The 14,629-nt window shown below is 67.1% G+C and carries 17 protein-coding genes; 10 read left to right on the forward strand and 7 right to left on the reverse strand.

What is annotated here, in order from left to right; genetic code table 11:
* The 9 genes from WB461_RS10270 to WB461_RS10310 form a co-directional block, all read left to right on the forward strand.
* The coding region (locus WB461_RS10270; RefSeq protein ID WP_423852638.1) for a sensor histidine kinase at positions 1-588 on the forward strand (588 nt) is incomplete at its 5' end.
* 40 nt (positions 589-628) lie between these two features.
* On the forward strand, positions 629-1,363 hold the full coding sequence (locus tag WB461_RS10275; RefSeq protein WP_423852639.1) for a LytR/AlgR family response regulator transcription factor: 735 nt from the start codon (positions 629-631) through the stop codon (positions 1,361-1,363).
* Positions 1,360-1,746, forward strand: coding sequence for a hypothetical protein (locus tag WB461_RS10280; RefSeq protein ID WP_423852640.1), 387 nt, complete (start codon positions 1,360-1,362; stop codon positions 1,744-1,746). The genes WB461_RS10275 and WB461_RS10280 overlap by 4 nt, the downstream gene beginning before the upstream one ends.
* Entirely contained in the window at positions 1,743-3,266 is a 1,524-nt protein-coding gene (locus WB461_RS10285) for a cation acetate symporter (protein WP_423852641.1), read from the forward strand. The genes WB461_RS10280 and WB461_RS10285 overlap by 4 nt, the downstream gene beginning before the upstream one ends.
* A gap of 180 nt (positions 3,267-3,446) precedes the next feature.
* Complete coding sequence (locus WB461_RS10290) at positions 3,447-3,785, forward strand: DUF485 domain-containing protein (protein WP_423852642.1); 339 nt, start codon at positions 3,447-3,449, stop codon at positions 3,783-3,785.
* Between the two features lie 11 nt (positions 3,786-3,796).
* Positions 3,797-5,404, forward strand: coding sequence for a solute symporter family protein (locus WB461_RS10295; protein ID WP_423852654.1), 1,608 nt, complete (start codon positions 3,797-3,799; stop codon positions 5,402-5,404).
* A gap of 132 nt (positions 5,405-5,536) precedes the next feature.
* Positions 5,537-7,495: an acetate--CoA ligase gene (gene acs, locus WB461_RS10300; RefSeq protein WP_423852643.1), complete on the forward strand. Its 1,959-nt coding sequence runs from the start codon at positions 5,537-5,539 to the stop codon at positions 7,493-7,495.
* 124 nt (positions 7,496-7,619) lie between these two features.
* Positions 7,620-7,784 (forward strand): hypothetical protein, encoded by a 165-nt coding sequence (locus WB461_RS10305; RefSeq protein WP_423852644.1) that lies wholly within the window; start codon positions 7,620-7,622, stop codon positions 7,782-7,784.
* A 38-nt stretch (positions 7,785-7,822) separates the two neighbouring features.
* Complete coding sequence (locus WB461_RS10310) at positions 7,823-8,218, forward strand: phage holin family protein (protein WP_423852645.1); 396 nt, start codon at positions 7,823-7,825, stop codon at positions 8,216-8,218.
* On the opposite strand, the gene WB461_RS10315 is transcribed toward WB461_RS10310, so the two are convergent.
* From WB461_RS10315 to nth, 5 genes are read right to left on the reverse strand one after another with little or no spacing between them, the layout of a single operon-like run.
* Positions 8,215-9,039, reverse strand: a complete 825-nt coding sequence (locus WB461_RS10315) for a hypothetical protein (protein WP_423852646.1) — start codon at positions 9,037-9,039, stop codon at positions 8,215-8,217. The genes WB461_RS10310 and WB461_RS10315 overlap by 4 nt on opposite strands.
* The gene (locus WB461_RS10320) at positions 9,036-10,208 is read right to left on the reverse strand and encodes a MarP family serine protease (RefSeq protein WP_423852647.1); all 1,173 of its coding nucleotides are present in this window, start codon (positions 10,206-10,208) and stop codon (positions 9,036-9,038) included. Before WB461_RS10320 ends, WB461_RS10315 begins: the two co-directional genes overlap by 4 nt.
* Positions 10,208-10,852, reverse strand: coding sequence for an NUDIX hydrolase (locus WB461_RS10325; RefSeq protein WP_423852648.1), 645 nt, complete (start codon positions 10,850-10,852; stop codon positions 10,208-10,210). Before WB461_RS10325 ends, WB461_RS10320 begins: the two co-directional genes overlap by 1 nt.
* Complete coding sequence (locus WB461_RS10330) at positions 10,849-11,463, reverse strand: TlpA family protein disulfide reductase (RefSeq protein WP_423852649.1); 615 nt, start codon at positions 11,461-11,463, stop codon at positions 10,849-10,851. Before WB461_RS10330 ends, WB461_RS10325 begins: the two co-directional genes overlap by 4 nt.
* Positions 11,460-12,179 (reverse strand): endonuclease III, encoded by a 720-nt coding sequence (nth, locus tag WB461_RS10335; protein ID WP_423852650.1) that lies wholly within the window; start codon positions 12,177-12,179, stop codon positions 11,460-11,462. Before nth ends, WB461_RS10330 begins: the two co-directional genes overlap by 4 nt.
* A 112-nt stretch (positions 12,180-12,291) precedes the next feature.
* On the opposite strand from nth, the gene WB461_RS10340 reads away from it, so the two are divergent.
* Positions 12,292-12,969, forward strand: a complete 678-nt coding sequence (locus WB461_RS10340; protein WP_423852651.1) for a Crp/Fnr family transcriptional regulator — start codon at positions 12,292-12,294, stop codon at positions 12,967-12,969.
* A gap of 6 nt (positions 12,970-12,975) precedes the next feature.
* On the opposite strand, the gene WB461_RS10345 is transcribed toward WB461_RS10340, so the two are convergent.
* Both WB461_RS10345 and WB461_RS10350 read right to left on the reverse strand, forming a co-directional pair.
* Complete coding sequence (locus WB461_RS10345; RefSeq protein WP_423852652.1) at positions 12,976-13,755, reverse strand: 3'(2'),5'-bisphosphate nucleotidase CysQ; 780 nt, start codon at positions 13,753-13,755, stop codon at positions 12,976-12,978.
* A 31-nt stretch (positions 13,756-13,786) separates the two neighbouring features.
* Positions 13,787-14,629, reverse strand: an 843-nt coding sequence (locus WB461_RS10350; protein WP_423852653.1) for an elongation factor 1-alpha C-terminal domain-related protein, incomplete at its 5' end; no start/stop codon positions are given.

Raw genomic sequence — 14,629 nt, forward strand, 5'->3', positions numbered from 1 at the left:
CCGCACTTCATCTACAACTCGCTCGGCGCCATCGCGTCGTTCGTACGGACCGATCCCGAACGTGCGCGAGACCTCCTGCTGGAGTTTGCCGACTTCACCCGATACTCGTTCCGAGAGCACGGCGAGTTCACGACGCTCGCCGAAGAGCTGCGCTCGATCGAGCGCTACCTCGTGCTCGAGAAGGCCCGATTCGGTGACCGCCTCCGGATCGTCACCCGGGTGGCGCCGGAGGTTCTGAGCGTGACGCTGCCGTTCCTCTCGGTGCAGCCCATCGTGGAGAATGCCGTGCGCCACGGCCTCGAGGCCAAGGACGGCGACGGCACCCTCACCGTCATCGCACTGGACGAGGGTGCCGAGTGCGTCATCACGATCGAGGACGACGGGGTCGGTGCGGATCCCGACGTCGTTCGCGACGTGCTGATCGGACGCACGACCAGCGGTTCGGTCGGCCTGGCCAACGTCGACGAGCGACTGCGCACGGTCTACGGCGACAAGTACGGCATCGTTGTCGACACGGCGCCGGGCCTCGGGACCAAGGTCACGCTCCGCTTCCCGAAGTTCCGCCCCGACGCAGCCGTCCCGAGCTGACCGACTTGTGGTCCGGGTCACACCTCGACAGGATCGAGGGATGACCGCGCCCCTGAACGCCCTCGTGGTCGACGACGAGCAACCTGTCCTCGACGAGCTGGTGTGGCTGCTGGGGCGCGACGACAGGATCGCCTCGGTTCGGGCCGCGGGCTCAGGAGCCGAGGCCCTGCGCATGTTGGAGGCACGCGACATCGACCTGGTCTTCCTGGATGTCGCGATGCCGGGCCTCAACGGCCTGGACATCGCCCGACTGCTCGGCCGATTCGCAGCGCCGCCGCGAATCGTCTTCGTGACGGCGCACGACCAGCACGCGGTCGAGGCATTCGAGATGAATGCCGTCGACTACCTGCTCAAGCCCATCCGCGAGGAGCGACTGCGTGAGAGCGTCCGTCGCGCCTGCGCAGACACCGACCCTCCCGTCCCGGAGACCCAGGACTCGATTGCAGTCGAGCTCGGCGGAGTCACCCGCTTCGTCTCCCGGCGCACGGTGTCGTACGTAGAGGCGAGCGGCGACTACGTCCGCCTGCACACGACGGACGGGCCGAGCCATCTCGTGCGGGTCCCGATCGGCACACTGGCCGACGACTGGGCCGAGGCGGGATTCGTCCGTATCCACCGCAGCCATGTCGTCAACCTTGCGCACGTGCGCGAGGTGAGGGTCAACGGTGGGCGGTGCAGCGTCCTGCTCCCGGTCGGAGACGACCTGATCGAGCTCGTCGTGGCACGACGCCACACCCGTACGCTCCGTGAGCTGCTGCACGAGCGCGCGCTGTGAACCAGTCGGACGAACGGGTCAGGGTCACCAACCCGCTGACCACCGCGCCTTCGCACGTGAGCCGGAGCATCCGACAGGAGATCGACGAGTCGACCGGGGTCGGAGAGGTCTACATGCGCTCGCTGATCCGGTCCCAGCTGCGCGCCGCGCTGACCGTCGCGATCACCTTGCTGCTGTCGGTCGGAGCGCTGCCAATCGTGTTCCTCGTCTTCGACTCGGTGACCGAGTATCGGGTCGCCGGCGTCCCGCTACCGTGGTTGATCCTGGGGGTGGCGGTCTATCCGGGTCTGTTCGCTCTCGCGTGGCTCTACCTGCGTCAGGCCGAACGTGCCGAGCGGGACTTCGCCGAGCTCGTCGAGCCGGACCACCCGGACGAGGCGTGAACTCCACGTACGGCATTGTCGCGGTCGCGCTGGTGTCGCTGGCCACGCTGGGGATCGGCGCGTTCGGTCTGCGGCTCAGCCGCACCACCAGCGACTTCTATGTCGCCTCGCGGTCCGTGAGCCCGGTGTGGAACAGCTCGGCGATCGGCGGCGAGTATCTGTCGGCGGCGTCCTTCCTCGGTGTCGCGGGCCTCGTGCTCGCCAACGGTGCCGACATGCTCTGGTACCCGATCGGCTGGACCACCGGCTACCTCATGCTGCTGGTCTTCGTGGCCGCTCCCCTGCGCCGCTCGGGTGCCTACACGATCCCTGACTTCGCGCAGGTCCGCCTGCAGTCGGTCGGAGTGCGCCGGGTCGCCAGCGTGCTGGTCGTCGCCGTCGGCTGGCTCTACCTCATGCCCCAGTTCCAGGGTGCCGGCCTGACGCTGCGGACCGTGACGGGCGCGCCCACGTGGGTCGGCACCGCGGTGGTCGCCGTCATCGTCGTCATCAACGTCGTGTCCGGCGGGATGCGCAGCATCACCTTCGTCCAAGCGTTCCAGTACTGGCTCAAGCTCACGGCGCTGCTGATCCCGGTGTTCTTCCTCGTGCACGCGTGGACCAACGACGGACGGCCCTCGCCCGTAGCTCCGGAGGCGTGGTTTCAACCATTCGGCGAGGCCGACGGGCCGGGTCTCTACCTGACGTACTCCGTCATGGCAGCCACCTTCCTGGGGACGATGGGCCTGCCGCACGTCGTGGTGCGGTTCTACACCAACCCCGACGGCCACGCGGCTCGACGGACGACCCTGATCGTCCTGGCTCTGCTCGGGACGTTCTACCTGCTCCCCACCATCTACGGCGTGCTCGGCCGGGTCTACGCCTCCGACCTGTTGGCCTCGGAACGCACCGACACCGTCGTTCTCGAGCTGCCGGCCCGGATGATCGGGGGCAACACCGGCGAGCTGCTCGCGGCCCTGCTGACCGCTGGCGCCTTCGCCGCGTTTCTCTCGACCTCGTCAGGGCTGACGATGTCGATCGCCGGAGTCGTGGGTCAAGGCCTCAACCGCAGACTGGCGTCGTCGCCCGGCATGGGCTGGGCCCGCAGCCTGTCCACCATCACGGCACTTCGGCTCGGCGCTGTCGGCGGGGTCCTCGTCCCGCTGGTCCTAGCACTGTCCGCCGAACGCATCGCCGTCGCGAACTCCGTGACGTTCGCGTTCGCGCTGGCTGCCTCCACCTTCTGCCCGCTCCTCATCCTCGGCATCTGGTGGCGCGGGCTCACCGCACGCGGAGCAATCGCAGGACTGGCCGGCGGCGGGCTGTGCGCGGGAGTCGCGCCAATCATGACGATCGTGTGGGGTCCGGACGGCTGGCTGGGTGTGCTGATGAGCCAACCTGCGGCGTGGTCCGTCCCGGTGGGGTTCGGTCTCATGGTCGGAGTATCGCTCCTGACCCGCGGCGACGTGCCACTCAACGTTGCCCGCACGATGGTGCGGCTCCACACCCCCGAACGGCTCGAGGTCGACCGCCGAGGCTGATTCTGCCGACCGCTCGTCGTGCAGGACCAACCGTTCGTCGTGCCGCCGCGACCGCCGGGCGCAGGGGCCCCCGCGTCTGTCGCAGCAACCCCCTGGTGATCTGGCTCACGCCCTCGCGGCTCCGTACGTTCAGGATCGCGGCATCCACGATGTCGCCCTGCCCCAGAAAGAGGTGACACCGTGACCGAGAAGATCTCCGACGAAGCCCACGCGGCCTATCAGCGCATCAACGCCACGGACGACTTTGCCGAGCTGAAGCGCTCCTACTTCCGCTTCGTCGTCCCCATCACCATCGCCTTCATGGCGTGGTACCTGCTCTATGTGCTCATGTCCAACTACGCGGCCGGCTTCATGGGCCACCAGCTGTTCGGCAACATCAACGTCGCCCTCGTGTTCGGACTGTTGCAGTTCGTCACGACGTTCGGCATCGCGATCTGGTACGCCCGCTTCGCCGCCGAGCGGATGGACCCCATCGCGGACCGCCTGCGTGCCGAGTACGAGGAGGAGATCGAGAAGTGAGCACCAACCTCATGGCCGCTCAGGAGAGTGGCAACCAAGCCCTGACCGGCTCGCTGTTCATCGTGATCGTGCTGATCACGATCGGCATCACCTTCTGGGCGAGCCGCAACAACAAGACCGCCGCCGACTACTACGCCGGCGGACGCAGCTTCACCGGGGCACAGAACGGCTTCGCCGTCGCTGGTGACTACATGTCGGCCGCATCCTTCCTCGGCATCTCGGGCGCGATCGCGCTGTCGGGATACGACGGCTTCCTCTACTCGATCGGCTTCTTGGTCGCGTGGCTCGTCGCGCTGCTCCTGGTCGCCGAGCTGCTGCGCAACTCCGGTCGTTTCACGATGGCCGACCAGCTTGCCTTCCGGATGAGGCAGCGGCCGGTACGCACCGCGGCAGCGACCTCGACGGTCGTCGTGTCGATCTTCTACCTCCTAGCCCAGATGGTCGGTGCGGGTGCACTCGTCGCCCTGCTGCTCGGCGTCGACAGCCAGACCTCGAAGAACCTGACCATCGCCGGAGTCGGCGTACTGATGATCTTCTACGTCACGGTCGGCGGCATGAAGGGCACCACCTGGGTGCAGATCGTCAAGGCCGTCCTGCTGATGACCGGCACGGTGCTCATCACGGTGCTGGTGCTGGCCAAGTTCAACTTCAACATCAGCGACATGCTGGGCCAGGCCGCTGACCGTAGCGGCGCCGGCAAGGCCTTCCTGGAGCCCGGGCTCAAGTACGGCGTCTCGACCGAGAGCAAGATCGACTTCATCTCGCTCGGTCTTGCGCTGGTCCTGGGCACTGCGGGACTGCCGCACATCCTGATCCGGTTCTACACCGTGCCGACCGCCCGCCAGGCACGAAAGTCGGTGCTGTGGGCCATTGGCCTGATCGGCACGTTCTATCTCATGACCCTGGTCCTCGGCTTCGGAGCCGCAGCGCTGGTGACCGGTGAAGCCAAGGACAAGATCGCAGCCTCCGGCGGGAACCTGGCATCTCCACTGCTGGCCGAAGCGGTGGGCGGCGGTGCCGGATCCACCGGTGGTGCCCTGCTGCTGGCCTTCATCTCGGCGGTGGCCTTCGCCACGATCCTGGCCGTCGTCGCAGGCCTCACGCTGACCTCGGCGTCCTCGGTGGCACACGACCTTTACGCCAACGTGTGGAAGAAGGGCCAAGTCACCGAGAAGCAGGAGGTCAAGGTCGCCCGGCTCGCGGCGCTGGTGATCGGTGGCATCGCGATTGCGTTGTCGATCCCGGCCCAGAAGCTCAACATCGCCTTCCTCGTAGCACTGGCCTTCGCCGTTGCGGCATCGGCCAACCTGCCCGCGCTCCTGTTCAACCTGTTCTGGCGCAAGTTCAACACCCGTGGCGCAGTGTGGAGCATCTACGGCGGTCTGATCTCGTGCGTGACGCTGGTGATCTTCTCACCCGTCGTGTCGGGCTCCGAGACCGCCATGATCACGGGCGCGGACTTCAGCTGGTTCCCGCTCGCCAACCCGGGCATCATCTCGATCCCGCTCGGCTTCTTCTTCGGCTGGTTGGGCACCGTCACGGCGCCTGACTCCGACGCCGAGGCGAGGTACGTCGAGCTCGACGTGCGATCGATGACGGGCGCCGGCTCGGAGAAGTAACCGGGAGCCACGCGGTGGGTCTGGTCTCGGGGCGGGCCCACCGTGTCTGTTGATCCCGGTGCAACCCGCGGTCCAGCACCTTGTGGGCTGCGACACAATGCACCAAGACGCCGACGAACCAGGAGCACGACCGTGACCGAGCAGAACATCAGCAACCTGTCGCACGAGGACCGCACCTTCGATCCCCCGGCCGAGCTGGCGGAGAACGCCAACGTCAAGCGCGAGGTCTATGCCGAGGCCGAAGTCGATCGCCCCGCGTTCTGGGGCAGACAGGCCGAACGGATCAGCTGGGGCGAGCCGTTCACCGAGGTGCTGGACTGGTCCAACGCTCCGTTCGCGAAATGGTTTGTCGGCGGCACTCTGAACGCTGCGTACAACTGCGTCGACCGGCACGTCGAGGCCGGCAATGGCGACAAGGTCGCGCTGCACTTCGTCGGAGAGCCGGTCGATGACACCCGAGACATCACGTATGCGGAGCTGCAGGATCTGGTGTGCCAGGCCGCGAACGCGTTGATCGATCTCGGTGTCCAGACCGGTGATCGGGTCGCAATCTACCTGCCGATGATTCCCGAAGCAGTTGTCGCGATGCTGGCCTGCGCGCGGCTCGGCGCCCCGCACACTGTCGTCTTCGGCGGATTCAGCGCCGACGCCCTGAGCAGCCGCATCCTGGACTGCGACGCCAAGGTCGTGATCACCGCCGACGGCGGCTACCGCCGCGGCACTCCATCGGCACTCAAGCCCGCCGTCGACGAGGCCCTGCTGAAGTGTCCCGACGTCACTGGCGTCCTGGTGGTCCGACGGACGGGCGAGGACGTGGAGTGGACCGAGGGCCGGGACGTGTGGTGGCACGACACCGTGGACCAGGCGTCCACGCAGCACACTCCCGAGATGTTCGACGCCGAGCACCCGCTGTACGTCATGTACACCTCAGGCACGACCGGCTCCCCCAAAGGCATCCTGCACACGACCGGCGGCTACCTCGTCCAGTCGGCGTACACCTTCTGGGGCGTGTTCGACTACAAGCCGGAGGACGTCTACTGGTGCACCGCCGACGTCGGCTGGGTCACCGGCCACTCCTACATCGTCTACGGCCCGCTGGCCAATGGCGCGACCCAGGTGCTCTACGAGGGGACCCCGGACAGCCCCCACAAGGGCCGCTGGTGGGAGATCATCGCCAAGTACAAGGTCTCGCTGTTCTACACCGCGCCGACTGCCGTGCGGACCTTCATGAAGTGGGGCGAGCAGATCCCCGCCGAGCACGACCTGAGCTCGTTGCGCATCCTGGGATCGGTCGGAGAGTCCATCAACCCCGAGGCGTACATCTGGTACCGAGACAACATCGGTGGCGGGCGCACCCCGATCGTCGACACGTGGTGGCAGACCGAGACCGGCGCGCACATGATCAGCCCCCTGCCGGGGGTCACGTCGGCCAAACCCGGCTCAGCGATGACCGCGATCCCCGGCATCGCCGCGGAAGTCGTCGACGACGCCGGCAACCCCGTCTCGAACGGTGAGGGCGGATATCTGGTCATCACCGAGCCGTGGCCGTCGATGCTGCGAACGATCTGGGGCGATGACGATCGCTATCGGGACACCTACTGGTCGCGCTGGCCGAAGTATTACTTCGCCGGCGACGGCGCCCGCAAGGACGAGGATGGTGCGATCTGGCTGCTGGGCCGCGTCGACGACGTCATGAACGTGTCTGGGCACCGCCTGTCGACCACCGAGATCGAATCCGCGCTGGTCTCGCACCCCAAGGTGGCCGAGGCCGCCGTGGTGGGCGCGACCGACGACACCACCGGTCAGGCAGTCGTCGCATTCGTCATCCTTCGCGAGTCGGCTGGCGACGGCGGCGGCGAGATCATCAGCGAGCTCCGCAACCACGTCGGCAAGGAGATCGGTGCGATTGCCAAGCCCCGGCAGATCCTCGTCGTCCCCGAGCTGCCGAAGACCCGCTCGGGCAAGATCATGCGCCGCCTGCTTCGCGACGTCGCCGAGAATCGTGAGGTCGGCAGCACGACCACGCTCGCCGATGCAGGAATCATGGACAAGATCAGCGCAGGAATGAAGACCGCCAAGGACGAGGACTGAGCAGGCTGCCGACATCGCCAGGCGACAGCCCGCTCGGGGGCTGAGCGTGGTCTTGGCCACATGGCCACGCTCCGGACGGGCGCCGTTCAGGTCCGTGTCAGGATCGTGTGTGCATGGTGAACGCATGGACGACATCAAGCAGAGCACGACCGAGCCGGCGAACCCGACCACCACCCACGTGCGCGCCGACCTGCTCATCGGTGTCGGCCTCCTCGGGGTGGCGATCGTGGGCAAAGTGGCGTGGAGCCTCTCCGACGGCGGCCTGCTCGCCGCGCTCAGCGCACGCTGACCTGCGCGACCCCCTGAGTCACTTGTAGGCTCACCGGTATGAGCACTGTGGAAGATCCGACCATCGGTCGTCTCGTCGCCGACGCCAGCCGTGACATCTCAGCCCTCATGCAGGCCGAGATCAAGCTCGCCAAGACGGAGCTCAAGGTCAGCGCAAAGGCTGGCGGCATCGGTGCGGCACTGTTCCTGATCGCAGGATTCTTCGGACTGCTGATCATCGTCCTGCTGTCGATCTCAGGCGCGTACTTCATCACGATGGCCGGTCTGGATCCGGCGTGGTCTTTCCTGATCGTGGCCGGCGGCTATGTCGTCCTGGCCGCACTGCTGATCATCGTCGGCATCCTGAAGCTCAAGAAGATCCGGGCGCCAGAGAAGACCATCTCGACGGCCAAGGAGATTCCCGCGGCTCTGAAGGGCCGATCGACTCAGGCCTAATCCCGCCCGGCCACCAGCCGGCCCACGGCACCGGTGACGGCGGCCACCCCACCGACACCGGCAAGGATCACCAACCACGCCGACAGCGAGTCGGCGGCACGGTCGACGAGCAGCTTCTGCAGCGTGCCGGCGAACTCCGAGGGAGCCGACATGCGATCGAGCAGCTCCTGGGCCACGGGTCCGGTGGTCACCCAGAGCAGACCCGCGACGCCGATGGCCCCGACGCCGAGACCACCGATCGCAACGGCCTTGCGGCGGGAGAGCCAGACACACATGGCGACCCCGGCCGCGCCGATGGCCGCGCCGACCAGACCCAGACCTCCGGCGCGCTTGATTCCGGCGATCGCCTCTCGATCCTGGGCATCGCTGGCCATCGGCACGACGAGCTTCTTCGGCGCGGCCAGCCGGACGGGCAGCTGATCGGTGACTCGCTCGACCACGAATGTTGCCATTGGCCCGATGTCGACTGCCAGGACTCGGGGGGTCGGGTCAGCGAACGCGGAGCGGTGGAAGCTCCGCTGAGTCTGCTCCCACGCCGTGCTGAAGCCCGGCTGGTTGGCCGCGTCGCCCGCCACCTTGGTCAGCACTGCGGTGGCGGCCGGCCGCAGAGCCGAGGGCATGCCGCCCTGCGCAGCAAGCTCATCGCTCAGATACGCCGCGAAAGCCTCCTGCAGCTCACCATCCTTCGCCAGCGTGCTGCTGAACGCCACGTATCCGTCCTCGTCCGCGACATGCGTCGAGACCCACAGCAGCGGAACCGTCACGAACAGGGCCACGAGGGCGACGCTCCCACCGACGATCGAGAGGAGGGAGCGCATCACGCACACGCCCCGGTCGACACTCGATCGGAAGCCGCGATGCCGGCCTGCGCATCGTCAGCCACCTGCTTGGCGGTCAGGGCGTAGCCGGTCGAGTCGTCCGTGATCGAGGCGGCGAAGATCACGCCCAGCACGTCACCGCTCTCCGAGACCAGTGGACCGCCTGAATTGCCGGACCGCACCAGACTCCGCACGGAAAACGTCTCGCGGACCACCTGGCCCCGGTCGTAGATGTCAGGACTCCGCAGCCGCATCTGGTTACGAATCCGAGCCGCCCGAGCGTCGAAGGGTCCGTTCTCGGGGAAACCCAGGACCGCGGCGGACTGACCCGCTCTGCCGCCGGTGTCGAAGTCGAGGGCGGGCAGGTTCAGACCGTCAACGGCCAGTACCGCGACGTCGAGCTTGCGGTCGAACAGCACGACCCGCGCACCGAGTCGTCTGCCGTTCACCACGACTGTCGGTTCGCTGACGCCCGCGACGACGTGGGCGTTGGTCATGATTCGCTCGGACGAGTAGGCGAATCCCGAGCCCTCGATCCCGCGCTGACAGCGGGCCTGGCCAAGGATCTTCACGACGCTGCCCGAGGCCTTGCGAACGCCCGGGGTGGCGAGAGTCGCAGCATCCGGTGGGCCGACCGGCTTGATGTCCTCGCTCTCGAATGGGTCGATGTAGCGGGGAAACAGATTGGCGTCGAGCACCTTGTTGAACGCCCGCAGCACCGACGTCGCCCGGGGTGGCATCACGTTGTCGACCCGGTCCAGGATGGCCGAATCCCGCGACGCGGTCGACAGGTAGGGGATCGAGGTGCCGCTGACCGAATAGCCCAGCGCCCAGCCCGCGCACAACACTGCGACCATGCTGAGAACGCTGCCGCCGACGGCGTCGACCCAGCGCAGCGGCCGCCATCTGAGTCCATTGCGTAGATCGGTGCCGACGTAGGTACCGACGCCCTGACCGATGGCACCTGCGCCGACGACCAGCCCCAGTGCCAGCAGGGAAGAGCTCAGGGTGGGAGTTCCACCGGCCAGGAACTTCGGGACGAGCGCGACCGCCAGCAGACCGCCGATCAGGAGTCCGATCGTCGCAATCAGATTGACCACGAGCCCTTGCACGTAGCCGGAGATCGCGTAGGCGAAGAGGATCACCACAAGGATGACGTCGAGAGAATTCATCACAGAAGCTCCGGAAGGGGTCTGGTCACGCTGTCGTCCCAAGGCTGCTCCCAGCCGAGCCGCTCGAACAGCCGGGAGACGACTCCGGCGGTGAAGCCCCACAGTGGCACGCCGGACCCGACCTCGAAGGCCGGCCCCCGCCACCCGGACGGGTGCTCGACGCTGAACCGATTGGCGGGGTCGATGAGTCGCCGGATCGGCTGGTGGATGATTGCGCCGACCTCCTCGGCACTGACCGGCACGAGGACCCGAGGCTCACGCCAGAAGCCGAGGACGGGGGTGACGGCAAAGTTGCTGGGCGGCAGCCACAGGGTCGGAAGTGTGCCGAACACGTCGACCGTGGCGGGGTCGAGCCCCACTTCCTCCTCTGCCTCACGCAGCGCAGTTCCGATCGCGTCGCCGTCCCCGGGATCGGACGCCCCGCCCGGGAAGGAGATCTGTCCGGCGTGGTTGCGCATCGTCGTCGCACGCTCGGTCAGCAGCAGCTCGGCGCCGTGGTCGCCCTCGGCGAACAGCATCAGCACCGCCGCAGGCCGGGCATCGGGCGGCGCGTGAGGGAACTGGGGCGCCAGGTCCTCGGCCTCGACCGAGCCGGCCAGCACTGCCAGCGGTCGAAGCCACTCCGGCAGATGGTCCCAGGTCATGGCTCCACCCCCAGATGTCGGTCTATCGCGGCCGTCAGCTCGGCATACGAACGGAACTCGATACGTTCCGTCGCGACCATTCTTCCTTGTGGGTCCACAAATATCGTCTGGGGCAGACCAACGACCCGCAGCGGAGCCTTGGTCGTCGAGTCCGGATCGCTCAGCAGCGGGTACGTCACACCGGATTCGCGCGCCAGATCGAGCGCCGCATCCGGCGCGGAATCTGCGAAATCGATTCCGATGAAGCGGAGCCGATCGCCGTAGGCCTCGTGCGCGCGGGCGAACAGCGGCAGCTCTTCGCGGCATGGGCCGCACCAGCTGGCCCAGAGATTGATGACGGTCGGGGTGCCCGCGAGGCCGGCCAGTCGCACCGGAGCACCACCGCCGAGGCACTCGAGGGTCAGGTCGGGGAGGCCCCGGTCGCCAGGCGCTGTCGCCTCGGCCGCCGGACAGGGCTCGATGCCGGCCCGCTGCTTGGCGACGGCGAGCTCAGCCGCATCGGGCGTCGCAGCCATGTCTCCGCCAAAGGTGGGCTTGCTGCCGTTCGGATCGGACCCGGCGCAACCGGGGAGCAGCAGCACCAGCGCAGCCACCACCAGACGCGTCTTCACGCCGGACCTTGCGTCGTGAGGAGCGCCGCCGCCTCGGTCGGATCGATCGGACCCGCCCCGAATGCCGGGCACCAGCGCGCCACCGGACAGGCCCCGCACGCAGGCTTCTTGGCGTGGCAGCATCGCCGTCCGTGCCAGATCAACCGGTGGCTCAGCATGGTCCAGTCCTGGCGCGGGAAGATCGCGCCAACTGCATGCTCGATCTTGACCGGGTCCTTGGCGATCTCCTGCGGCACCCACGCCAAGCGCCGCGCCAGCCGGGCGAAGTGCGTGTCGACGGTCAGGCCCGGGACGTCGAAGGCATTGCCCAGCACGACGTTGGCCGTCTTGCGACCCACACCACGCAGTGCCACGAGGTCAGCCAACCTGCCCGGCACCTCGCCATCGTGCCGTTCGACCAGATCAGCCGACAGTCGGAGCAGGCTCTCGGTCTTGGCCCGGAAGAATCCGGTCGGGCGGATGAGACCTTCGAGCGCGGACCGCTCGGCGGCGGCCATCGCGGACGCGTCCGGGTAGGCGGCGAACAGTGCTGGCGTGATCGCGTTGACCCGACGATCGGTGGTCTGAGCCGAGAGCACGGTCGCGATCAGCAGCTCGAACGGCGTTCGGAAGTCGAGCTCGCAGCCAGCGTCGGGGTAGGTCACCGCGAGCACCCGGTCGACCTTTCGGGCCCGACGTACCAGCGTCGCCTCGGGTCGGGACACATCGCTCGGCACGGCGACCAGCGTACGTGGCTCGGCGCGTATTCGGCATGTGCGCTCTCGATGTGGGAAACTTCCAGCGGTGCACACACTGTGACCCACGCGACATGACTGATAGGGAAGACCCGTGACCGACGACGTTCTCCGCCAGGCTCCGCTGTTCTCAGGCCTCGACGACGAGGCGGCTGCCGCCCTCGAGTCCTCGATGGCGTCGACCTCGCTGCGCCGCGGGGAGATCCTCTTCAACGAGGGGGACGACGGCAACCAGCTGTACGTCGTGACGGACGGCAAGATCAAGCTGGGTCGCACGGCACCGGACGGCCGCGAGAATCTGCTGGCGATCCTCGGTCCCGGGCAGATGTTCGGCGAGCTGTCGTTCTTCGATCCCGGCCCCCGTTCGGCGACCGCCACCGCCGTCACCGACGCTGAGCTCAAGAGCCTGGGGCACGACGCCCTGAGCCCTGTGCTCAACGCACATCCGAATGTCGCCCACGCGCTGCTCAACCAGCTGGCCGGACGACTGCGTCGCACCAATGAGGTCGTCGGCGACCTGGTGTTCTCCGACGTGCCGGGTCGCGTCGCCAAGGCGCTGCTCGATCTCGCGTCACGCTTCGGCCGCCGCGCCGACGACGGCGTGCACGTGAACCACGACCTCACTCAGGAGGAGCTGGCGCAGCTGGTTGGTGCCTCGCGCGAGACCGTCAACAAGGCCCTCGCCGACTTCGCATCCCGCGGCTGGTTGCGACTCGAGCCGCGCAGCGTCGTGATCCTCGACCTCGAGCGACTGCAACGTCGCGCTCGCTGACCGGTCTCAGGCGCCCGGCAATAGACCTCTGCGCCGGACGAAGGCCATGATCGGCTCCGCAAGCACTGGTCGGCAGACCAGCAGATCCGGCAACCACACGTCTGATTGGTTGTACTTCAGAGGGCGGCCGTCGGCCCGACTCGCGTGAAGGCCGGCCACCCGTGCGACCGCCACCGGAGCCGCTGAGTCCCACTCGTACTGGCCGCCCGCGTGCACGTAGGCGTCAGTAACGCCTCGTACGACCGACATCACCTTGGCTCCTGCTGACCCCATCGGGACCAGCTCCGCGCCGACTTCCTGCGCCATCTCCACGACGAATTCAGCAGGACGCGTGCGACTGACGGCGATCCGAGGTATCCGATCCAACGTCGGGGGAATGTCGAACTGCTCCCCCGTATGAAAGGTGCGGCCGAGCCCTGGTTGAGCAACTGCCCCCGCTGCGAGATCGCCATCTTTCCACAGCGCGACGTGGACCGCCCAGTCAGAGCGCGGCGGTTCGGAGAACTCCCGAGTCCCGTCGACCGGGTCAATGATCCACACCCGGTCGGTCTCCAGTCGCCGACGATCGTCCCTTCCCTCCTCACTCAGGACAGAGTCGTGCGGACGGTAGGTCCCGATCAGGTGCATCAGCAGGTCGTGCGAAGCGGCGTCGCCAGCGTGCTTCAGATCGTCGCCGGCAAGGCCGCCCACGCGGAGAGTCTCGAGCACCTCACCCGCTGTCGTCGCGCACCACGCGGCGAATTGGTGATCATCGAGGAGAACCTCGTCCGGCGGTGAACTCCTCATGTTTCACTCCCACCCATGCGTTGCAATGCGCTCACTCGCGTCGCTCAATCATCCCGGCTCCGACCGTCGATCCCGTCGATTCGTCGATCAGGATGAAAGATCCGGTGGTGCGGTTCTGGGCGTAGGGGTCGCTCATGATCGGCGCCGTCGTGCGGAGCTGCACCCGGCCAATCTCATTGAGCTCCAGGCGGTCCGCATTCAGGCCTCGATGGAGGGAGTTGACGTCGAGGCGGTACTGGACTTCCTTCACCAAAACGCGAACCGTACGCGTCGTGTGCTTGAGCGCGAGCTTCTGGCCAGGCTGCAAAGAGGTGTTCGCCATCCAACACACCATCGCGTCGATGTCCTGATTTGGGGTGGGAGCGTTCCGGAGGCGGCAGATCATGTCGCCCCGAGATACATCAAGGTCGTCCTCCAGTCGGATCACCGCAGACATGGGCCCGAAGGCCTCGTCAACCTGTCGATCGAACACGTCGATCGCCGCAATCCGACTGGTCATGCCACTCGGAAGAACGACGACCTCGTCGCCCGGCTTGAAAACACCGCCAGCCACTCGTCCGGCATATCCACGGTAGTCGTGGAAGTCGTCGGACTTGGGACGGACGACGTACTGCACGGGGAACCGGGCGTCCACCAGGTTTCGATCCGACGCCACGTGAACATGATCGAGATGGTGCAGGAGAGACGGGCCCTGGTACCAAGGCATCAACTCGGAGCGTGTCACCACGTTGTCACCGTTGAGCGCGGAAATCGGTATGACCTCGAGGTCAGGCACAGAGAGCTTGGTCGCAAACGCTGCGAACTCGGCGTAGACCTGCTCGAAAACGCGCTGATCATGACCGACAAGATCCATCTTGTTCACAGCAAGTACCAG

Source organism: Aeromicrobium sp., assembly GCF_049587115.1.
Classification (GTDB): Bacteria; Actinomycetota; Actinomycetes; order Propionibacteriales; family Nocardioidaceae; genus Aeromicrobium.